We start from the raw sequence: 23190 nt of genomic DNA on the forward strand, positions 1-23190 counted from the left end.
GGTTTTGGCGGTGTGCATGTACCGCGTATCGGCCAGGAAGTGCTGGTGGATTATTTAAATGGCGACCCAGATCGCCCATTGATCACCAATCGCGTTTACAACAATTTGCAGCCGCACCCATGGGGTCTGCCGGCCAACGCTACCCAATCCGGTTTTCTAACCCGCTCAACACCCAATGGCACCGCAGATGATGCCAACGCTTTTCGCTTTGAAGACAAAATCGGCGCAGAACAAATCTGGATTCACGCGCAGCGCAATCAGGATATCGAAGTCGAACACGATGAAACCCACTGGGTCGGCAACGACCGCAGCAAAACCATCGACCGCGATGAAACCGTGCATATCAAACGCGATCGCAAAGAAACCGTCGATCACAACGAGACCATCAGCATCGGCGACAACCGCACCGAAGATGTGGGCAAAAACGAAACTATCAGTATCGGTAAAAACCAAACGTGCGATATCGGCGGCCACAAAAAAGAAACTATCAATAAGACCAGCCTGCAAAATGTTGTACTGGCGCGCATGGACAACGTAGGTGCAGCTTACAGTTTGAACGTAGGCGCTGCGATGAATACGGTGGTGGGGTTAAGCAAAAGCGAACAAGTGGGAATTAATAAAAGTTCCACCGTTGGCAAAAGCGAATCCATCACCGTAGGCGATGATTACAGCCTGACGGTCGGCGGCAACGCCAATATCAGCATGGATGGTGAAAGTATTATTTTAAAAGTGGGTGAAGCGAGTTTAGAAATGCGCAGTGATGGGACGATTATGATCAATGGGCAGGAAATTACGATTCATGCAAAAGGCGAACAAACTGTCAAGGCAGACGGAAATTTAACACTGAAGGGAGAAAAAATTCTTGAAAATTAATCTTGATCAACGAGCACAAGCAACACAAGACAACATGCAAACGCCCTCTGAATTAAATCACTTAATTCAACGTCCGCGTGCACATCAAACAACGCATGTACCGGAAAAAGTCGATGGTATTGTCATCGGAACATTGAGCGGACTGGTTGACAATGGTGATGCACTTGTCAATATTGACGAATTTGGATTAAAAAAAATTGCAGCTCACACATTGATTGAGTTAAATCAATCGCAGTTAACACAAGACGTTGCACTCGGTTTTCAAGCCGGAAACCCCTACCGCCCTATTATTCTCGGCCTGCTACATAAACCAACAATAGTGGCGCAACCATTAGATGAAACAGAAAAACCGCAAACACTTGAAGTAACCCAACAGGGAAAACGCATTGTTATCGAAGCAGAGCAAGAGCTGGAACTGCGCTGCGGCGAGGCCGTTGTATTGCTAACAGCCGATGGCCATATTCAATTGCGCGGCGGTTATATCACCAGTCATGCGGATGCCACCCAACGCATTCGTGGCGGATCAGTACAAATAAACTGAGTGTGATATGGAATTAATTGTTAACAATAAATGGCTTAAAGCCGCAGTATCGACTGCATTTGATGTGACAGGGCAAGAACATTTAGTCATCGTAACGAAAGCGAGCTGGCGAATTCCCGCAGAAGGCCAACGCCCCAAACCAATTGAAGCAACAAATTTTTGTTACAGCGATAAATATACCGGCGAGTCCGGTTTATCGGCCATGGTTTACGGTAATGATTTTGCTTTGCACAAACCCGCCTGTGACATTATTTTTGATGCCTGCGCGCACAGTGCCACGCCGGTAAAAGAATTAATGGCTGGCTTCCAATTAGGCTCTATTAAAAAAGCAATTCGTATTCATGGTATTCGTTATTGGAAGCCACGTTTAGGGATGTTGTTTTTATCCGATGCAGAGCCTTTTACCAAAATGCCATTGCATTACGACAACGCATTTGGCGGATGCCTTTTTCACAAACCAGGTGATGAAAACTCAGCGGTTGATACCTATCTCATTAATCCCATTGGTACTGGTTGGGCAACCACACGCACGCGCAAACAATTAACCAACCAACGTGCAGCAAGTTTGGAATACCCAGAAGATGTAATTAAAAGCGCACTGGGAAATCACCGCCCCGCCGCACTCGGTGCAATTGGAAGCCACTGGCAACAACGTGCACAATTTGCAGGCACTATGGATGAACATTGGCAGAAAACTATATTTCCGTTCTTACCGGAAGATTTTGATTCACGTTTTCATCAAGTCGCGCCGGAAGATCAACAAATGCCCTACCCAACAGGCGGCGAACAAGTTGTGCTAATCAACTTAATGGAAAACAGATCACGAGTTGAATTCCAACTCCCCGCTATCGGCGTCATGCCGGTGCGAGTGCTGCGAAAAAACTATTCCAGTGAGTTATTAAATGCTACCGCTGACACACTATTTTTTGAAACAGAGAAAAAACAGCTTTCTGTGGTGTGGAGAACACGGCTGCCGATTCAAAAAAACATCCGTGAATTTTCCTGTGTTGCAGTGGGTAAAATAAGTCCTGAGTGGTGGAGGCAGCGTAGCTTGGGAACAAGTGACTGCGTTACCTGCGGAAAAAATAAATCTCAGGAAGTTGTTTCATGACAATCATACAAACACAACACTTCTCACCACTCTATTTACACGGCGCTGGCATATGCTGTGCTGTAGGTATGAGCGTAGCGGCTACCGATTGTGCACTACGAGCAAACCTTGACAACTTCAAATCCGGTAATTTTTTCGACAACCGCCGTGAGCCCTTACGTGTTGCCCAATTACCGGATGAAAGCACAAGGGGAAATTCAAGGCTTGCCAATTTTTGTGCAATAGCCATTGATGAATGCCAAAGTCAGGCAAACATGCGAAATAAATTACCACTTGATTGGAACAAGACCCCTTTGCTGCTATTAGCAGCAGAGCGAAGCAGGCCACATACGGATGATAGCCGGTACAAAAAAATATTCGCTTTGGTTCAAGAACGACTCGAATGCAAATTTCATCCTATGTCGCGCATCATCCCTGCTGGGCGCGCAGGATTAGGATTGGCATTGCTGCAAGCTGAAGAGCTGCTAAATTCCCAATCAATAGATCAGGTTTTAATTGCCGGTGCTGATACGTTTTTGGATAGCCACACTATCAGCCACTTCCTGCAACACAATCGATTAAAATCCAGTGATAACAGTGATGGCTTTATTCCCGGCGAAGCAGCAAGTGCCATTCTGGTTAGCCATCATAGAACGAGCATTGACCAGCTAGCGATAACCGGCTTAGGTGTTGCAGAGGAAGCAGGAAGCTCAAGCGGAAAAATACCCAGCAAGGCAACCGGATTGAGCGCAGCACTCAATAAAGCATTGGACTCAACAAACACGAACACCATTGAGAGTTACACCAAACGATTTACCGATCAAAATGGCGAGAGTTTTTTTACTCGTGAAGCAGCACATGCCTTCACACGGGTTGGGCTGCGAGGTTTACAAAAATTAGACACGCTAACCTTTGCAGACTCTACAGGCGAAATAGGAGCGGCCATGGGTCCGCTCATGCTGGCTTGGGCAAGCAGGGCACTACATTACCCACACAATGCATTAGTGCATCTCGCGAATGATGATGGATTGCGCACGGCTATTGCGCTTACATCGGGAAGTACACAACCACAAGGAGAACATGCTTTATGAGAACCTATGTGTATGCAAATGATCACGAAATTTGTTGCAAAGCAGTCGGGCAGCAAGGAGTAGCAGGTACCGTATTTCCCGACCCTTGCTGGAGTCCACCAGCACCCGCTGCTGGCCCCATACTCTTGCCCTACCCAAACACTAACTTCGCCAACAATTTAAAGAAAGGCTCAACCAGTGTGTTTATCGGCAACTCCGCGATAGCACTCAAAGATAAATCCTACTTAGACAAAAGCACAGGCAATGAACCCGCAACCCAAGCATTTAAAAAAGGCATGAGCACCTCAGTCATTAAAGGCAAAACCTATTTTGCCGATTGGTCACAAGACGTAAAAGTGGAAGGTTTAAACGTTTGTTGTAACTTTCATGCCACAACACATAATCACGGATAGATACCATGGCAGGCACATCCAACACACTCAGTAATCAGTACTTATCGGTAATGAGCAAAACAGAAGCCTGTAAAGCAGACTTTAATGCCATTGTTCGCAATTGCCAGCCAGAGCCAGATGAAAAAACAAAAAAAAACGACGCTGCTTCAGGGAAGCCGCATAAAAAAAGCGGGCTAACTAGCGCCGTCAGTAAATCCATGAAATCACTGGATGACAAAGGTAAAGAGCTTGCGGGCTATAGCCGCGATAAAGTATCAGGCCTTAGAGAAAATCGGCCGTTCAATAGTAATGCTTGGATTGACGATCACTGCACCGGCTTGTGGGTTACTCCCATGAAAGCAACAGATAAAACACCCGCCGACCTTAAAAAATTTATGGATGAAATGCCACAACAGCTGGATAAATCCATGAAAGATCTGGGCGATACGCTCAGCAGTTACAAAAATCAATTCGGTAGCATGAAAGAACTCTTTGGCGAAATGTCTGACGTTGCTGTTGATATGGGCATAGGCAATGTAGCGGCAGATATAGGAACCAAATTCGCCGCAAAAACCAGCGCAAAGGTTGTAGTGGGTGTAGTGGGAGTTGAGTCCGTTATCATTCCCATATTAATGACTCTCTGGACAATTGCCGATGCCGCCAATTGCATAAGCGAACTAGCTGGCTTTATGGGCGATAAAGGAAAATCGTTTTTAGGTGCGCTAGACAATATTAAAAATGTGGATGAGAAACTAGAGGCACTTGCCAAAGAACTGAAAGACGAGCCGATGAAAGGCTATACCAATGCAATGAAGTATGCAGCCCAGTTAAACCCTTGCACTCGCGCTCGAAAATGCTTATTGGTTCCCTATAAAAACACTACATCTAATGGTGAGGATGACCCTGATCGCCTGAGTAAAAAAACAGGCAAGCCTCTCAAAAAGCGTAAAAACAAAAGCCAGGCACAACATGGTCAAGGTTGCTGCCCCGGCCAAACCGGGCACCACATACTACCCAACGCCATGTTTACCAAAACCAATTGCCCGGGTTATAGCTATGAAGATGCACCGACCATGTGCCTTGAAGGTACAAGTAATAGCGAAGGCTGGGGCAGCCATGGAGATGCGCATGCAAATTTAAAAAAATCCGTGCATCGATACAGAGAAAGCAGACTAGCGCAAAAAAAGAATCCCAACGTGATCTCTTACAACGAAGCCAGCAATCAAGGTGTAGATGCAGTGCGTGATGCTGCCGCTACTCAATGCGATCCAGACTGCCTAAAAGCCCAGTTAAATGATCACTACAAACAATGTGGCGGCAGTAATGAGGAAGATTTAAAAAGTGAAACTGAAGAAAAAGAAGAATTGCTGCCTTCAGCGGGCGACAGAAAGTTCAAACCAATAACACAACCAAACCTCCCCGACGCCCAAGACTAAGGTATTTAATATGAATATCGACCTACCTCAATACCAAGAAATTATTCACGGCTATTCTCTCATTGATTGTGCCGTTCGTAGCAAAGATATGTTTGTGTTTATTGGAAGCCAAATATTGTCCGATGAAGAGTTAGATGAATACGAAGAGGAAGGTCTTGACCTTGATTACCGCCCCAAAAGAATCATTACTTTTTTGAGAAATGGTAGTAGCAATGACACAAGTGGTAGACGCTGGTTTGGCAACGCCTTAATCGGCTGGGATACCATCCGAATAGGCGCTAGCAACCTTCCAAAAAATCACTCACTGACTGTTGAAATGAGTTCGATAGCTCGCGATGGCCGCACCTTTATTACCGGTAGTGGACCTGCACATATCAGCGACACGCCCACCAGAACAATTGATGGCGGGTTTAGTCGCGGCGGTGTCGATCGCATGAAAACAATTAATGGCCACCTTTATGCCGTTGGCGGCAACCGCACACTTGGCAAATGGCTTGGTGAAAATAAATGGCAATCACTAATTGATAAGCTACCTCAGCTTGAACGTGAAACCACTACCGATGCCATCCTTGAATCCGGCTTCGAGGACGTGGACGGCTTTAGCGAAACTGACATTTACGCTGGCGGAGGCAAAGGCGATGTGTGGCACTTTGATGGCGAAAACTGGGAACCAATCCCCTTCCCTACTAATGACAAGATTTTTTCATTGTGTTGTGGTGGTGATGGCTTTGTATATGTTTCCTGCTACGGCGGCATGACCTTTAAAGGGCGCGGCGATAACTGGGAAAAAATACACAACGGCGGCATTTCCGGCAATTTCCGTGACATGGTGTGGCATAAAGATCGAGTCTATTGCACCAACGACTATGGCGTTTGGACAATTCACAATGGAAAAATCAAAGCAGCTAACCTCCCTGATGAAATTCATGCCTGCTCTGGCCACTTATATGCCAATGACGGAGTAATGCTACTCGCTGGCTTAGGTGGTGCGGCGTATTGTGAAGACGGAAACTGGGCGCTGCTTTACAACCGTTCAACCATGGATAACTTACTCATGCTCAGCGAGCTTGAAACCAAGGCAACGGAGTAAAGGAAAATAAATGCCAGCGTTATCTATATTACGAAAACCCCTCCCCGAAATCATAAAACGCCACGCAGGTGACGCGGCGTTTTATTGGAATCAATGGGACAAATCCAAAAGTTCTTTTGTTATCGATGCAGAACGATTAGCACATATTGAAAGTTTACTGACCGCTCATGTGGATGGACTCATTGAAGCCAATGATATTGGCTGGCAAGAAGCATTGAGCAATTTGAATCGCTGGAAAGGTGCCGGTGAAACATTTGTTTGCTGCTTACTTGCCATGCACCAAGACTCGCAGGAAAGATTCCGCCTGCTATGGCCAACGGTGGAAACAAATGCGGCTAACTGCACACGCGGATTTATCTCCGCTCTCGCCTGGTATCACCAACGCACGCCATCACCAACACGCTGGCTAGATCATTGGTTAGAAACGGCCGATTCGCCATTGTTAAAAACAGTCGCCTTGCGAGCAAGCGCCTGTTTGGGAACCACACCCATCGCCATATCAACCATTGCCGCGCAAGATACCAACCACCAGCTACGCGCGGCAGCCTGTCGTACTTTAGCGCTACACATTCAAGAACCTTCCGCTACTGCATTACTGCAAAAATTATTAACTGATCCCGTCATCAGCGTAACGACAGAAGCTGCTATTGGTTTATTGAACCAAACAAAAGAAAAAGCATTAATACAAACAGCCATTAGCTCATTATGGTTTGCAATAACCCAAAAATTACCAGAATTAACCACATTGAAAGGCAGCAAACAACGCGCTGCACAGCGCCAACTAAAACGCTGGATATTCAACTGGGCATTTCATACACCGCAAGGCGCGCCGGAATTTTTACACACACTTACACAGCTACCTTCACTGTTACAAATTGAAGCGATAGGCTGGTATGGTAATGTAGCCTTATGCTCCCAGCTCATTGAAATGATGAACACACTTGAATTGGCGCCAGCAGCGCTTGCCCAGTTTGAATTATTAACAGGTTGCGATGCAGAAGATGCCGGACTAATTAAACCGGTGGATGCGGAACAACTCATTACAGCCGAACAGTTACCACCAGAATACCAAGGCATGCCCTTCCCTTACACAGAAGCCATTACCGCATGGTGGGTTACGCACGGTAATCAATACCCTACTTCTACAAAAGTACTGCAAGGTCAACAACTGAATGACAGTGAATCTACAAAAAGGTTTTGTGAGGGGTTAATCGCCAATGCACCGCAACGAATAAAGCAGATCGCGCAACATCATTACAGACAATTATCAACTCATGTTTAACGGAGTAAACAATGCACGAAAATATGTTAGACCCATGGGAAAATGCCGCTGAAATCGCAAAATTACTCAACCAACCTAATACCGCTTTGGTTATTGGTTTAGGCGCTGAGTGGTGCCAACTCTGCACAGATTTCAAGCCGCAATTTATTCAACTCGCCACCTCAGAAAAAAATATCCTGTGGCTGTGGTACAACCTTGAAGAACATGAAGAACTACTCGGCGATTTTTATCCTGAAACACTGCCACTAGTATGGATATATCAAGGCTCTAAATTAATTCGCTATGGCATACCTGCCGAGCAAAATAATTACCCTAAATCAGACGTTATCGATTTCATTCAATCAATTCCCATCGCCGATGAAGCAACAAATACATTACGCGATATCCGCCAATATTTGTTAAAGCAAAACTGGGCTGCGTAACAAACATCGTCTTTGACAACGATTTTTTATCTCATGTGAGATAGTCGTACATCCCCACTCCAGCAGCCAACCTGATCACCTTGCAAGTGCCACCACTGCGTACCTGCCAGGAGGTGCTGGTGGATTATTTAAACGGCGACCCGGATCGCCCGTTGATCACCAACCGCGTTTACAACAATTTGCAGCCGCACCCATGGGGTCTGCCGGTCAACGCTACCCAATCCGGTTTTCTAACCCGCTCAACACCCAATGGCACCGCAGATGATGCCAACGCTTTTCGCTTTGAAGACAAAATCGGCGCAGAACAAATCTGGATTCACGCGCAGCGCAATCAGGATATCGAAGTCGAACACGATGAAACCCACTGGGTCGGCAACGACCGCAGCAAAACCATCGACCGCGATGAAACCGTGCATATCAAACGCGATCGCAAAGAAACCGTCGATCACAACGAGACCATCAGCATCGGCGACAACCGCACCGAAGATGTGGGCAAAAACGAAACTATCAGTATCGGTAAAAACCAAACGTGCGATATCGGCGGCCACAAAAAAGAAACTATCAATAAGACCAGCCTGCAAAATGTTGTACTGGCGCGCATGGACAACGTAGGTGCAGCTTACAGTTTGAACGTAGGCGCTGCGATGAATACGGTGGTGGGGTTAAGCAAAAGCGAACAAGTGGGAATTAATAAAAGTTCCACCGTTGGCAAAAGCGAATCCATCACCGTAGGCGATGATTACAGCCTGACGGTCGGCGGCAACGCCAATATCAGCATGGATGGTGAAAGTATTATTTTAAAAGTGGGTAAAGCGAGTTTAGAAATGCGCAGTGATGGGACGATTACACTAAAAGGCTCAAACATCAATGTGATGAGCAGCGACGAGCAAGTGTACGAAGCTAAAGGCGAGATAACGATGAAAGCAAAAAAAGTTCAGGAGAACCCATAATGGACAAAGTCCGGCACCGCACTTCAGAAGCTGAGTTAGATGACTCAGCTGAAACACTTTCACCATTTTCCGACTTACTCAACACTCCAATTGCCAGAAAGGCTTTGCACAACGCCGGCATATTAATTGGAACTCTGATACAGATTAGCAAAGGAGGGATACAAATCCGTTCTCTTGATGGTGAGGCATTCACGGCTATTGCAGCCTGCCCGTTAAGTATCGACGACACAAACAAACAATGTGCATTCATGTTGAGCGATGCATTAAACTTAACAGCGGTGGTTATCGGCTTGCTGCAAAAACCCGTCACAACGATGAAGACACCTGCAATCACAACCAGTACGCCACAGGAAACAGAAATACACTACCCTGACGGATTAAGAATTACTTGTGGTGATTCCTCTTTAACATTAAACCCCGATGGAAAAGTAGAAATTCGTGGTACACGCATTATCAATCAGGCTAGCGAGTTACATCGCATAAAAGCAGGGTCTGTCAGGATTAACTAAGGCTCAGCCATGGAATTAATAAACAACACAAAATATCCTGCGAAACTTTATCTAACTATAGGCAGCTGTGGACAGCGTTTTGCATCGTTTGTGGTAAAGGCAAGCTATGCCTTTCCCGAGCAAAACAATGAACGCGCTCGCCCAAGTGAACAGCAAGATGAAATTTTATTAAGCGATGTATTTGCCGCAGAACCTGGGTTGTCAGCCCCCATATTTGAATCAGATTTAGCACCGCATAAACCGCGCTGTGACATTCTCATTCATGCAAATGCCCACACAGAGAATAGTAAACCAAAAACAGAACTGATCGTTGGCTTCCAACTAGGAGCATGCGAGAAAAAAATTCTGGTGACGGGCAATCGCGTATGGAAAAAAGGGTTACTTGGACTTACCCCATCCAAACCGGAACCCTTTACGATCATGCCGATTAATTATGGATTGGCATTCGGTGGACAATGGTCAGATGAGGATACTGCTAATTCAATTTGCTATTCACGCAACCCCATCGGATGTAGTTTTGCAAAAGAAAAATTCGCTTAAAAACTCATCGGTTCACGTTTACCCAATTTAAATGAACACAACCGTTTTGTTGATAATAACACAGGCGATTACCATCCAATGTCCTTTGGACCAATAGGCAGAAGCTGGCAACCAAGGCTTGCTTACGCTGGCACCTATGATGAACATTGGAAAGAAAAAACCTTTCCCTTATCGCCATACGATTTGGATGAACTTTACTATCAGTCTGCACCCGCTGACCAACAAATAGATTACCCCAAGGGCGGTGAACTGCTTTCATTGTGGAACCTGCACCCAACACGACCTACCATTCAGTTTCCTCTGCCGCAACTAACGCTACCGATACACGTAGTAACTCGTAATAACGAAACCCATCAACTGGAGCCGGTAGTGGATACTCTACAAATAAATTGCGAGAAAGAACAACTGTATATTTGTTGGCGCACGCGCTTTCCAATTAAAAGATCGCTCCAGGAAATCAACACAGTGTTAATTGGTCATGGCTTGTATCTATGGAAAGCCAATCAACGCAATCAAAGTGGATGCTGTGGCTCCACTGCGCCAAAGCCAATCTAATAACGCCGGATCAACAATATGCATTTAGCCCCTTTGAAAATTGTATCCACAGGTATGGTAACCAGCTTGGGATTTGATGGCGCGCGCAGCACAGCGGCTATTAGAGCTGGGCTTGATTACTTTACATCGACTGATTTTGTTGACTCATTCGGCGAACAGATTACCGGAAGCCCTATAGCTTTTTGGGAGAAGGCACGATCACCTGCCTTTCGCCAAGGAGGTGCCGAACGCTTTATTCAAATGTGTGCACTAGCCATTGAAGAATGTGCGATAAATGCAAATTTGTCTCTCCCATTAACCTCAGACATTTCACTTTTTATTTTAGGCGATGACACCCGTCCAAAACCTATTTACGACATTATTGAAGGTCTACTAACTCAATCAAACTTATTTTCCGCAGAAAATTTTCATCTCCGACTGGTGCAAGCATTTATGCAAGGCGAAGCCAGCCTTATTCATGCTCTAGCGACTGCAAATGAAAAAATTAACGTCAGACAGTGGTTATATTCTTGTGATCAGTATTGATTCCTGGCTCAACACACAAGATATAGAGTCCTGCCTATATCAAGAACGATTGAACACATTTTCCAGCGCGAGTGGGTTTATTCCAGGAGAAGCTGCTGCCTGCCTAATCACTCGCTCGGAAAAATATTCCTATAAACTTGAGATAAAAGGTCTCGGGGTTGGTGAAGAAAAAGCACATTTATTAAGTGAATATCCCTGCTATGGGGTTGGGCTAGCAACAGCCATAAAGCAGGCGTTGTCACAAGCAAAAATAACCGCTGATCAAATTGATTTTCGTTTGAGTGATTTAAACGGAGAGCGCTATTTTTTTGAAGAAGCAGCTTATGCATGGGCACGAGTGCTACGAAACTCTTTGCCTGATTCTTTTATACATACTAGCATTGCTGCATACACTGGCCACCTTGGATGCGCAATTGGCCCAACCATTATTTCATATTTATGGAATTTGCTACGCAATAACCGCCTTACAAAAAACAATATACTGTTACATTTTTCATCCATTCAACCATTGCGCGGCGCTGCAGTATTGCAACACAATGGCAGCAACAAGGAGTAATAATGGGCGCACATCATGTTTACGCTAACGGCCACGAAATTGCCTCACGCTCATCAGATAGACAGAGCAATGCAATGGGAGATGTTTGTTTTACGCCACCAACACCACCCGCTACCGGCGTACCAATCCCATACCCTAATACGGTTTTTGCCAAAGATATTCGCAACGGTAGCCGTACTGTATTTATTGCCGGAAAAGAAGTTGCTCTCTCCAACAAATCTTACTTTCATAAAAGTATTGGCGACACCGGCGCAACAAAAGCATTGAAGAAAGGCATAGTGTCCGGAAATATCGAAGGGCGTGCTTTTTTTACCAGTTGGTCTATGAATGTGAAGATTGAAGGTGAAGGCGTCGCCAGAGATATGGATACCGTAACCCACAATCACTCCAATCCAGCCAACACCGCACTCTTTCCATTTCTATCACGTAATTTTTTAGGCGGTCACGATTGTAAAAAACAAGAAAAGCGCATCAATAAAGCCTGCTCAGATAGCGAAGCTAAAAAGTCCCGCAAAAAGAAAAAACTCAACAACGATGATAAACCGGGGCATTGGTCGCAAGAGTTTTGCGATGGATTAAATATCCCGACTAACACACCCAACAAAACCCATCTTCGCAACGAATTGAATTCGATCTTAGATACAGCTGCTGAAGAGATGGAGGCAATTAAATCGGGATTTTGGGGCTACCTGTCTGATGCAGCAATTGAAGGTGCAAGTAAACTTGCAGCAAGAACGGGAGCAAAAATAGCAGCAGGTGCTGCGACAGGCGCTGTCGTTGGCGGAGCGCCGACTTTAGGTGCTGGTGCGGCACCAGGTGCAGGAATAGGCACCATTCTAGCCACTATAGTGTCGGTGGGCGATGCAATTCTCACCATTTCAAGGCTACCGGAAAATATTCAAAACGCCAAAGCAGCAGAGCAATTGTATAAAAATGCGGGCGAAGCTTTTGAAAAAATCGGGCCGCCAATGAATGAAAAAGGCGAACTTACGGCAACTGACCAGGAGCTAAGCCGAATTACCGGTGATTTCCAAGAACTATTGGCAACACTCAATCCCTGTATTCGCGCCCGCAAATGCAGTTTGATACCACACAAAAAACAAGGTGATAGTGCCGACAAGGTCGAACCATCCAAACCCAGCAAAACCGATCGCAATAAAGGTGTAGATCGGGGTTGCTGCACTGGCCAACAAGGTCACCATTTAATCCCCCAAGCAGCAATGAAAGGTGTGGATTGCCCCGGCTATAAAGATAGCGACGCACCAGTAGTTTGTGTGGAAGGTGGACGCGGCAGCGGGGGAAGTCATGAAAGGATTCACAATAAATTTGATAAAGCTCTGGATAAAAAACTTAAAGACAACGCCATTGATTCAAGCGGAAAAATGAGCATGACTGATGCGATCGATGCCGCCGCAGAATCTCACACGGAAACTTTTCCACTTTCTGGTTGTGGCAAAGATTGTATAAAGGCGCAGCTGGAGGATTATTACAACGATCTTTGTCCGAATGCGAAAGTGAACACTGTAGATCAAAATGGAAAAGAAATTAAACCAGACCAACGTCGAGATAATTAATGAAAGAGAGCGTTATGAATAAATCGATATATTTACCAAAACAGGAATGGGATTCTTCATTGAATGGCTGGATTATTTCCGACTGCGCAATCTTAACCAAAGATGTAATAACATTCGCTGTGCGAGAAGACATTTCTAGCGGAAATATAGAGAGACTATGGGATAGTGAAGTCCCGAGTCGCTTGTTTACACTGTTTATTGACGATAATCCAGTCAAAAGCGGACACAGGGAATGTACAGGAATGAGCTTTTCTCGAATTGGAATAAGCAGAAAACCAATTATGCAACGCCTAATGTCCTCCAGAGATAGAACAGGGTTTGTATTGACAATAGGCTCAGGAGAGAAAGGATCTGAAGAAATAACCCCCATCGGTAAAACCGAACCCAGCAAAGGTATAGCAACACAGAAATTAAAATGTATCGACGGGTGGGCCTATGCAGTAGGTTCTTTCCGCGATATTTACAAACGCGTAGATATTGGAAAATGGGAACCAGTAATGAATGGCTTCCCTCAATTAACGTCAGAGCAAATACGCAATGGCTTTTTTGGTTTTGAAGACATCGACGGCCCAAACGAAACCAATATGTATGCCGTTGGCGGCCATGGCGATGTATGGCGCTACGACGGCACTCGCTGGCATCAGTGCGACTTCCCCAGCAATGAACAACTTAATACCGTTACTGTAGCCCCTACCGGCGAAGTTTTTATTAGCGGTGAAGGCGGCAATCTATGGGTCGGCGAAAAAAATAGCTGGAAAAAAATTGCAAGTGGTGCCTCCAGCGTTTTATTTAATGATAGCGTCTGGTTCAACAACCAACTCTGGCTTTGTTCTGGATATCAGTTAAAAGTCTGGGACGGTAAAGAATTAAAACGCCCCGAACATAAAGGCGAACTCATCACCTTCAATGGTCACATGGATGCTTACGACGGACTGCTCGTAGTCGCCAGCAATTATGAAGTACATGCCTTTGATGGCGAAAATTGGCAGTGTTTGGTTGCACCTTACCAATAAATATATTCATGGAAACCATGACAAATGGATACTACTGAGACTCAAGACCGAAAAATTTATCGGCCACAGATAAAATCTATTATCGAACAGCACGTAGAGGAAGCTGCATATTGCTGGTTGAGACTTGAAAATGCATTGTGGCACCCTGCTTTCAACTTACTTCAACTTAATCGCTGCAACGAACGCCTGGATGCCCATTTGGAAGGTCTGCGCTTGGCGGAAGATTCAGTATGGCCTTATGCACTCAAACGCATGAACCAATGGAAAACTGCTGACGAAATATTTGCAGCCAGTTACATTGCAATACAAGCATGCAATGAAGATTATTTGCATTCAATTGTAAGAATTGTATCGTCTAATAGTGTCGCAGCCGCTGGAATTACTGCAGCATTGCAGTGGACTCTGCTGCTCAGCGGGAAGGAAAAAACATTACCGACAATACAATTTTTGTGGCAACAGCATGACGCAATGAAAAGCACAATCATTGATGTAGCGTTACAGATACCTGAAATAAATACCAATGCCATCTTATCAACATCACTTAACTCGCCTGACGTAGTCCTTCGCACAAAAGCATTGGATGCTATTGGCAATTATCATCTCACTGATTATCAACCTGTCCTTTATGATGCATTGAACAACTCCGCACCCCCCTGTAGATTGGCCGCTAGCACATCGCTTGCAATAATGGGTAAACCGGAGCAGCAGCGCGAAACAGCCAAATTAATCCCTTCACTAAAAGGAAATGATTACTTTAAACAGCTGCTTGTATGGTCATCTACCAGCGCGGAAGAAGATTTCAATGGCTGGCTAAATAATACAGAGAACAATCTTTCTTTAAGAGATTTAATTTGGGCAAATGCATTTCGTGGAGATAGCAGATCACTGGCAAGATTGGCAACTTTTTTAGACCACAAAGATGCCGCTTCACTTGCCGCATATGCGATTCAACATATCACCGGTCTTGATCTTGACTCTCTTGATGACAACCAAAAACAGCCATCTGACATGCTCGACGATGATGAGAAAAACATGTCCGCGCCAATCAAACAACTCAGACGTGAATCCGAGGGGTTAAGTTCAGCACCACCCGATGCCATTAAAGAATGGCTTACCAATCATTGGGATTCATTCAATAACGGTAATCAGTTTTTAAATGGAGCACCAATTAAAAACTCTTTACCAACAGTAAGCGCATCCTGCTCTATGCCGCAACATTGGCATCGTTCTTTGATAAAAACATTGGCCCATCAATCTCTTGATTGGTCAAATTTTCCAAAACACTTTTTTTCCCTTTAGCCAAAAGGATTTATATCATGGCCAATATCAATCTATTAGATGCTTGGAATGATTTCTCAAAAATCAAGTACATTTTGAATAATGAGACGGAATCTATTGTCATTCTACTTGGCGCATCATGGTGCCATAAATGCGATCCAGTTAAAAAATCTATTATGCGGATGATCAAAGACGCCACACCCGCCGTTCATTGGTTGTGGCTCGACCTTGAAGATCATTGTGAATTTTTAGGAAACTTCTCTCCGGAAACCATTCCATTGGTGTGGGTATATCAAGGAGATAATTTAATTCGCCATGGAGCGGTCGATGAGAACAAAGTTGTCGATCTTAATTTTTTTGATTTTATTCAATCAATTCCAATCGTTGGCGCTACAACTCCAGAATCAAATATTCGGTTATTTTTACTCGCCGACCATCTAGCCGCGTAATAACAGTATTAAAGGTATTGACGCTTTTATCCCGCGCAATCAAAACCTTTTTTAACAAATTGAACTACATCTTTAGCAACTGAAATTCAAGATAGGGTTTCAGCTACTTGATCATCCAAACCATCACGATTTCCTCAACACCGTAATATTGCTCACCTTCAGCACCACCATTCTCCCCTGGCTCTGGTACGCCACCCGACGCCTGGAATTAAGCCGCGGCTATCCACAGGCAAAAAGCAGGAATAATAAGTACATAAAAAAACAAGGCGACCAAAGGGCCACCTTGAAGTTATTGCATTAATACATTTATAAAATTTCCCGATCAATCATCCGCCTTCACAATGGCCTGAATCAGATTTGGGTATAATTGTGCACCAGAGGCGCGGTCGAACAACGCCATGCCGCCGTTGCCGCCGAAGCCGTTATCCCAATACACTGGAACCAAACCGCGCGTGTACGCCGATTTAGTGATGTACTCGTTCCAGTAGTTGCGATAGGTTTCGTGATCCGCAATATTCGTGCGCGACACTACGCCGTATTCGCCCAGAATCACCCCTACTCCTTTATCCACAAAATTCACTTTCATTTTTTGGAATTGCGCATCGGTGTATGACTCGTTCGCCCAGGTTTCAGTGGCACTTGGGTTAGTGGCGATTGAGCCCCACTGGGTGATATTGCTGCTGGTGTTCAGTGTGAAGTTGTAAGGATCGTAATAATGCACTTCCATCATCAAACGATTGCTTACGGTATCGGTTGGGATTTTTGCAAAATTTACGGTGTGATCAATATTGGTATTGAAGCCCTGCACAACCAAATGACGCGTCGCATTTTTCCCACCGGTTGCACGTACAGCGGTTACGAAGGTTTGGTTAAAGCTATTTTGCACTGTGTAATATTCGGCAGTGGGCGTACCGTAATCACCGTCCACCATCACTTCATTGGTACCTGCAAACAACAAGCGATCATCGTAATTGCCGAAACGGGTGGCGATTTGTGTCCACATAATTTTCAACCGGTTATTTACATAGGCTTGTTGCGCATAGGTGGGTTGCATCCAACCATTATCCCAATGAATATTCATCACCACATACATGTCGGCATTCAGTGCGTAATTTACGACTTGCTCAACGCGATCCATCCACGCACTTTGAATGACGAAATTGGATTCATCCGAAAATTTACTCCAGGCAACAGGCAAGCGAATTGTTTTAAAACCTGCTGCTTTAACGGAATTAATTAATTGTTGGGTAATTAATGGATTGCCCCAATTGGTTTCACCGCCGATTGCATCCAGCGAGTTACCAACGTTCCAACCTATTCCCATGCGCTTTGTCAGCTCAACGCTGGTAATACCACCTGAGCTTACTGAACTCGACGAGCGCGAACTGGTGCTAGAGGAACTTCTCGGGCAGAGTGACGGGCCAACCTGCGCACAGTATGCATCGCTCCAGGTTGTGTAAGGGCAATCGGGCCAGCTATTGCCTTGGGGGCAGCTTAATGAAGAACTGCTTGAGGAGCGACTGGAAGAAATGCTGGAACGAATACTCGAAGAGCTCTGCGAAGAAATTGATGAACTTGATGGAACACAGGCACCGCCCGTCACACCGAAAGGTGAAGGTTGGCTGGTACAGGTTGCGCGGGAGATACAGCTTTTATTGTTCTCATATCCCCATCCACTTTGCGTATTTACACACAACGGATAGAGCGTACCGTACCAGTTGCACTGCTGGACACCAGAGCAAGCCGATGTCGATGAGCTGCTGCTAACGGACGAAAGTACAAGACTTGAAGACGATGAACGACTTGAAGGAGCCGTCGAAGAAGAGCTGGATCTGCTGGTTGTCACAGAAGAAGTACTGTTATAGCTATTCGTACAAATACTACCGTACACAGTAGGCGCTTCAATTGCGCCATTGCCATTAACCTGCACACCGATTGAAATGGTTTGGCCTGGTTGGATGTTAGCATTCCAACTCAAATTAGTAGCAGTGTAAGGATTGCTGCCAGTAACCGTTGCATTCCAACTGCCAGTAACGCGATTATTGACGTAATTCCAATTCACACTCCAGCCACTAATTACCGTTGACCTTATATTGGTAATTTCAATACTCGCCGTTGCGCCACTTCCCCATGAGTTATTCACGACATATTTACAATTGGCGATTGGCGCAATAGAGCTTAGCGCGAGCGAACCTTGCGCTGCAAACAGACCAACGCCAAGTAGCGCAGCCGTTGCCATTTTTTTGAGATGCGAAATCTTCATCAGACATTTCTCCTATCGTTATTGTGAGTTCTCAGAGCAAAAAAATGCAGGCCCTGAATGGTGCAAAACGCGAGCCTCTTGCGAGACTCACGTGTAAGGGTGAATACAACTACTCAAATTTTTAATAAAAAATTAATTTAAAAATTCGGCAACTCATCCAAAGTGAGGACGCGCTCATGGTTATAGACATGAACCTTGTGCGCATTCGTGTTGTAGTACTCGCCGGTCCAGAAGTTACTGGAGCTGGTCACACCTTCGGCAGTGTCTGTGTCATTCCACACCACAAAATACAACCACCAGACATTGTCTTGCTGCATTAAATCCGGATTGGGAATGTTGCTGTTTTCACTCAGCGCAACCATTTTGCTTTCTTGCGAATAGCCTTTTGCCATATTGAAAACAGACGCTTGCGATTCGTAATTGCGGTTACCGTCGTAAATATCGTGGCTGACGATATCGACGTATGCATCGCCCGGATACCAAGCCGCGCTCTGCCCGTTCCATACCCAGATCAAATTATTCAAGCCATAGAAATTGGTGAGGCGGTCATAGAGATAACGCCACAACACCACTTGTGCATAAGCAGCAGGCAATCCGTCAGCGCGATCATTGCGCCCCCACCAGAACCAACCACCCGATGCTTCGTGCAACGGACGCCACAACACGGTTACACCAGCGTTTTCCAGTTTTTGTAATTCAGCAGCGATCAATGCAATATCGGCCTGCATGTTGGCAAAGCTGGTGCTGGACGTATCGAGCTGGCCATTCACAAGCGGGATGGAGAAATTAGTGTCTGCGGTATAAAACGCACCGATGGAGTTACTGGCTGCATTAGGATCACGCCAGTGCCATGCGAATGTCACAAGGCCGCCGCGGTTCCAATGCACAATCGCTTCTTCCGTTTGTGCAAGACCGGGGTTGCCCGCCCACATACCGTAATTCATGAAGTCATAACCCATGATCGCCGGAGCGCGGCCGGTGTCATTAATCACGCGTTGGTATTGATCGATGTTGTCTTGCCAAGTCAGATCTTGTTGGCCAGACAACATATGGTTGCCCCAAATGGATTTCAGATAAGTGAAAACGGTTTTGGTTGTTGTATCGGCATTGGTATTCACCGGTGCGGTGCGCGCAGGTGCTTGTGTGGCACTGCCCATTCCCGGACACATACTTTTTGATAAACACACAGCGCCGCTTTGGAATCCCCAGCTGCCGTTGTCGGTTGCACACAAATTTAATTTCGATGAACCAATCATGCAGTAAGAAAAATTCCCTGCCCCGCCATCGGGAGCTGATCCATAAACAATGCAGGAATACGCATTTTCCCAACCCCATCCGTCACCATCCGGATCTGAATCTGCTGAGCGGCAATATGGCCAACCACTTGCAGTTGCATTGGGAATTACACCGCTCGCACTACTGCTGGAAGAACTCAGGCTACTGGAAGAGCGCATCGAAGAACTGCTGGAAGAAATAATGCTGCTGCTCGATGAAGAGCGAATACTGGAAGAACTCAATACGGTTGAAGAACTTGATCGAATTGAACTCGAACTCAATGACGAACTGGATAACCCACATGAACCCACCACACCAAAGGGTGACGGCTGGCTGGTACAAGTCGATGTAGATATACAGCTCTTATTATTTTCGTATCCCCAACCGCTTTGTGTAGAAATACAAACGGGATACATAGTGCCATACCAATTACAGTAAGGCACAACAGCACAGGCAGAGGTTGCACTGGAGGAAGCCGATGATCTGCTCGATAAACTCACCGCAGATGAAGAGGGTTGTAATGATGACGCCGAAGAGCGCGAAGAAGGCGCAATTGATGATGCAACTGACGAGGGTGCAGTGGATGAACGCAGGCTCGATGCAACCGATGAAGCTGCACCACAAATCGCCCCCGTAACAACCGGCGTTTCCACCGCGCCGTTGGTATTCACTTGCACACCAAAAGATACCGTCTTCCCCGGCTGCACGTTGCCATTCCAACTTAAATTAGAAGCGCTATAAGGGTTTGTTCCGGCGAGCGTTGCATTCCAACTGCTAGTGATCCTGTTATTCACATAAGTCCAACTGACATTCCAACCGTTTAATGCGGTAGTACCGGTATTGGTAATTTCGATGCTGGCAGTCGCGCCGGCACCCCAACTATTCGTCACTACATATTTGCAATTAGCGCTTTGCGCAAGTGAAGCCTGGACAGCAAACATGCCCGCGCCCAATAGCGCAGCAGTGCCCAATTTTTTGAGCTGCGAGATATTCATCAGGGTGCTCTCCTGTTGTTATTCGTTATTGGCTCAGCACAGGAAAAAATCGACCATGGCCGAGAGGATCTGCCTTGGACTAGATACAGCGGTCGCTATACAACATCATCGAGGGGAGATATCGAGAAAAAGCTTTTTGACCAAAATAGTCAGGAGGACTACATACTACTAACTAATGCGATAAATAAGACCTCAAAAATAAGACCACCAGATGCTTTTGGTGACACAAGATTGATTATGCGATGCAATTCACAAATGGAATTATGTTCATATATAAAAAATTAATGTCTTTTTATTTACTGGATGAAAAGAGGCTCTGCATGCCTTTCCTGAAGGCACAAGCGCTCTTTTTTAATGAAAATTACAACTATGGAAAGGAAAATATCGCTAATGAAAATATCAAAATAGGCTTGTCGGAAAACTCAAAACTGCAGCACAAAAAACGGAAAATCACGCCAATAGTAATCATTTTATATGCTAATTCTCTTTCATCCTTAATAACGCAGCAGTAAACTACCCAACATAGTCACACAGACTATTTAAAGGCTCGATCACAGAGCCACTGATAATAAAGCAAGCATTCGGCAAAAAATTGGCGTTTACATCTTAGCGTCCACGTCACTGCTCCCAGTACAGACGCTGCTGATAAAACCCAATCATTTCTCTCAATACCTACCGTTGTGGTCCCCAGGATCTGGTATTTGGTCGCATCACTTCTCCAGTTTTTCAACAGCTGGGGAACGCGCATCTCTACGTCAAAAAAACATAACTAGCGGGAACTAAAAATGAAAAATACTTTTTCCAAATCACGCGTACAGTTCGTTAAATCCTATGCACATTCGCTGATGGCAGCCGGTGTAATACTGGCGCTGGCACCCCAAGCTTGGGCGGCAGAAAGCAGTTGGATCTTTGAAGAAAGCGCAGTGGGATTTTGTGGCAACTCTGGCGTGATCGACACTAAACATAACGGCTACACTGGTACCGGCTTTATCGATACTGAAAATGCGATTGGCGCATCCATCACCTGGAGCGTCAGCGCCGCCAGCGCAAAAACTTATGCAGCAAAAATTCGCTTCGGCAACGGCAGCACTGCTGCAAGACGGGCAAATCTGCTCGTAAATGGCAATCAAATCAAAACGCTGGATTTCCCAACTAATAGCAATTGGGCGCAGTGGCAGAACGTTAATGTAGATATCCCACTCAACGCGGGAACCAACAGCATTAAACTCGTTGCAACAACGACGAATGGACTGGCAAATATCGACAGTATCAGTGTGACTGGCAACGGCATAACACCAGCAGCCTGCCCTACTACACCCACCACTGCCGATTGCAACAGCATTACCAACCAACCGATCTTGCGCGTCGCTGCGGATGGCTCAGGTCAATATAAAACGGTGCAAGCCGCGTTAAATACCTTATCCAATTCCAACACCACGCCGACACAAATCCGCATCAAGCCGGGCACCTATCGCGAGAAATTATCGATCACAAAACCGTTTGTAACTTTTTGTGGTGAAACAGGAAAAACAAGCTCGACGATTCTTACCTACAACGATGGCGCCAGCACATTAAAAGCCGACGGCACTGCGATTGGAACATCCGGCAGCGCGAGCGTCACGCTCAAAGCTAACGATGTCTCAATGGAAAATATCACCATCGAAAATTCATTCGGTGTTGGTTCGCAAGCAGTTGCATTGTTAGCACAAGGGCAACGTTTACAATTCCGCAACTGCCGCTTGCTCGGCAACCAGGACACACTCTATACCCACAGCGGCACCCAGTATTACCGTAACTGTCACATTCAAGGCACTGTCGATTTTATTTTTGGTGCAGCAACAGCAGTGTTTGATAACAACACCATTCACAGCGTTGGTGGCGGCTCTGCATTAACCGCACCGAGCACTGAACAAACGGTGCCTTACGGTTTGGTTTTTCTTGGCGGAAAAGTAACTGCGGCATCGAATGTTAGCAAAGGCTCTGTTGCACTGGGTCGCAATTGGAGACCCTACGGTGCAGCTACCTATATCCGTACCGAACTGGGTCAACACATCTCTGCAGTCGGCTGGGTGAAGATGAGTGAAAACACACTTGATACTGCGCGCTTTTCTGAATATTTAACCACTGGCGCAGGCGCTAATCCGCCTGCACGCGCACCGCAATCCAAACAATTAACCGGTGCACAAGCAGCGACTTATACCATCAGCAATATTTTTGGTGCATGGACACCCAGTTACAGCAAATAAAATCCGTTTCATTAAATAAAAAATACGTTTTAACCACTACTTAAAAATGAATAATTATTCTGAGGACATTATGAAAAGTTCATCAATAATTTTTACTAAATACGCAAAGACATCGTTTGCGATAAGCGCATTGGCTTTAGCGATATCAAGTTCACCCAGCTGGGCCGCATGTACTTACAAGATTACCAATAATTGGGGCTCAGGCTTTACCGGCGAAATTACAGTAACTAACGATACCGCCGCTACCGTAAATGGGTGGTCAGTGT

General features: G+C 45.6%; 21 protein-coding genes and 1 pseudogene. 20 read left to right on the forward strand and 2 right to left on the reverse strand.

Annotation, left to right across the window (positions count from 1 at the left end; translation table 11 throughout):
* From ACWA6V_RS02135 to ACWA6V_RS02220, 18 genes and pseudogenes are all read left to right on the forward strand, one after another.
* On the forward strand, positions 1 to 873 hold an 873-nt coding region (locus tag ACWA6V_RS02135), incomplete at its 5' end, for a type VI secretion system Vgr family protein (protein ID WP_449520960.1).
* Positions 863 to 1414, forward strand: a complete 552-nt coding sequence (locus ACWA6V_RS02140) for a DUF6484 domain-containing protein (RefSeq protein WP_449520961.1) — start codon at positions 863 to 865, stop codon at positions 1412 to 1414. The genes ACWA6V_RS02135 and ACWA6V_RS02140, both read left to right, overlap by 11 nt.
* A gap of 7 nt (positions 1415 to 1421) precedes the next feature.
* The gene (locus ACWA6V_RS02145) at positions 1422 to 2525 is read left to right on the forward strand and encodes a DUF2169 family type VI secretion system accessory protein (protein WP_449520962.1); all 1104 of its coding nucleotides are present in this window, start codon (positions 1422 to 1424) and stop codon (positions 2523 to 2525) included.
* A complete protein-coding gene (locus ACWA6V_RS02150; protein ID WP_449520963.1) occupies positions 2522 to 3595 on the forward strand; it encodes a hypothetical protein in 1074 nt (357 codons plus the stop codon). The genes ACWA6V_RS02145 and ACWA6V_RS02150 overlap by 4 nt, the downstream gene beginning before the upstream one ends.
* Positions 3592 to 3987 (forward strand): DUF4150 domain-containing protein, encoded by a 396-nt coding sequence (locus ACWA6V_RS02155; protein WP_449520964.1) that lies wholly within the window; start codon positions 3592 to 3594, stop codon positions 3985 to 3987. Before ACWA6V_RS02150 ends, ACWA6V_RS02155 begins: the two co-directional genes overlap by 4 nt.
* 5 nt (positions 3988 to 3992) lie before the next feature.
* The gene (locus tag ACWA6V_RS02160; protein ID WP_449520965.1) at positions 3993 to 5402 is read left to right on the forward strand and encodes an HNH/endonuclease VII fold toxin-2 domain-containing protein; all 1410 of its coding nucleotides are present in this window, start codon (positions 3993 to 3995) and stop codon (positions 5400 to 5402) included.
* A gap of 10 nt (positions 5403 to 5412) precedes the next feature.
* Entirely contained in the window at positions 5413 to 6492 is a 1080-nt protein-coding gene (locus ACWA6V_RS02165) for a hypothetical protein (protein WP_449520966.1), read from the forward strand.
* A gap of 10 nt (positions 6493 to 6502) precedes the next feature.
* Positions 6503 to 7774, forward strand: a complete 1272-nt coding sequence (locus ACWA6V_RS02170) for a hypothetical protein (RefSeq protein WP_449520967.1) — start codon at positions 6503 to 6505, stop codon at positions 7772 to 7774.
* 11 nt (positions 7775 to 7785) lie between these two features.
* Positions 7786 to 8196 (forward strand): thioredoxin family protein, encoded by a 411-nt coding sequence (locus ACWA6V_RS02175; RefSeq protein WP_449520968.1) that lies wholly within the window; start codon positions 7786 to 7788, stop codon positions 8194 to 8196.
* A 119-nt stretch (positions 8197 to 8315) separates the two neighbouring features.
* On the forward strand, positions 8316 to 9146 hold the full coding sequence (locus tag ACWA6V_RS02180) for a bacteriophage T4 gp5 trimerisation domain-containing protein (RefSeq protein ID WP_449520969.1): 831 nt from the start codon (positions 8316 to 8318) through the stop codon (positions 9144 to 9146).
* Positions 9146 to 9655, forward strand: a complete 510-nt coding sequence (locus ACWA6V_RS02185) for a hypothetical protein (RefSeq protein ID WP_449520970.1) — start codon at positions 9146 to 9148, stop codon at positions 9653 to 9655. The genes ACWA6V_RS02180 and ACWA6V_RS02185 overlap by 1 nt, the downstream gene beginning before the upstream one ends.
* 9 nt (positions 9656 to 9664) lie before the next feature.
* A pseudogene (locus ACWA6V_RS02190) lies at positions 9665 to 10750 on the forward strand (DUF2169 family type VI secretion system accessory protein).
* Between the two features lie 18 nt (positions 10751 to 10768).
* Positions 10769 to 11275 (forward strand): hypothetical protein, encoded by a 507-nt coding sequence (locus tag ACWA6V_RS02195; protein ID WP_449520971.1) that lies wholly within the window; start codon positions 10769 to 10771, stop codon positions 11273 to 11275.
* Positions 11226 to 11831, forward strand: a complete 606-nt coding sequence (locus tag ACWA6V_RS02200; RefSeq protein ID WP_449520972.1) for a hypothetical protein — start codon at positions 11226 to 11228, stop codon at positions 11829 to 11831. Before ACWA6V_RS02195 ends, ACWA6V_RS02200 begins: the two co-directional genes overlap by 50 nt.
* A 2-nt stretch (positions 11832 to 11833) precedes the next feature.
* Positions 11834 to 13405, forward strand: coding sequence for a PAAR-like domain-containing protein (locus tag ACWA6V_RS02205; RefSeq protein WP_449520973.1), 1572 nt, complete (start codon positions 11834 to 11836; stop codon positions 13403 to 13405).
* A 14-nt stretch (positions 13406 to 13419) separates the two neighbouring features.
* Positions 13420 to 14418, forward strand: a complete 999-nt coding sequence (locus ACWA6V_RS02210; RefSeq protein WP_449520974.1) for a hypothetical protein — start codon at positions 13420 to 13422, stop codon at positions 14416 to 14418.
* Between the two features lie 24 nt (positions 14419 to 14442).
* Positions 14443 to 15717 (forward strand): HEAT repeat domain-containing protein, encoded by a 1275-nt coding sequence (locus tag ACWA6V_RS02215; RefSeq protein ID WP_449520975.1) that lies wholly within the window; start codon positions 14443 to 14445, stop codon positions 15715 to 15717.
* A 17-nt stretch (positions 15718 to 15734) separates the two neighbouring features.
* On the forward strand, positions 15735 to 16145 hold the full coding sequence (locus ACWA6V_RS02220; protein WP_449520976.1) for a hypothetical protein: 411 nt from the start codon (positions 15735 to 15737) through the stop codon (positions 16143 to 16145).
* Positions 16146 to 16467: 322 nt separating this feature from the next.
* Here the strand turns inward: ACWA6V_RS02220 and ACWA6V_RS02225 are convergent, their stop codons facing one another.
* Positions 16468 to 18408, reverse strand: coding sequence for a cellulase family glycosylhydrolase (locus tag ACWA6V_RS02225; RefSeq protein WP_449520977.1), 1941 nt, complete (start codon positions 18406 to 18408; stop codon positions 16468 to 16470).
* A 137-nt stretch (positions 18409 to 18545) separates the two neighbouring features.
* Entirely contained in the window at positions 18546 to 20678 is a 2133-nt protein-coding gene (locus ACWA6V_RS02230) for a glycosyl hydrolase (RefSeq protein WP_449520978.1), read from the reverse strand.
* A gap of 785 nt (positions 20679 to 21463) precedes the next feature.
* Between ACWA6V_RS02230 and ACWA6V_RS02235 the strand changes: the two genes are divergently transcribed.
* Positions 21464 to 22924: a pectinesterase family protein gene (locus ACWA6V_RS02235; RefSeq protein ID WP_449520979.1), complete on the forward strand. Its 1461-nt coding sequence runs from the start codon at positions 21464 to 21466 to the stop codon at positions 22922 to 22924.
* A 70-nt stretch (positions 22925 to 22994) separates the two neighbouring features.
* Positions 22995 to 23190: cellulose binding domain-containing protein (locus tag ACWA6V_RS02240; RefSeq protein ID WP_449520980.1), on the forward strand; the 196-nt coding region annotated here is incomplete at its 3' end.

Source organism: Cellvibrio sp., assembly GCF_053579595.1.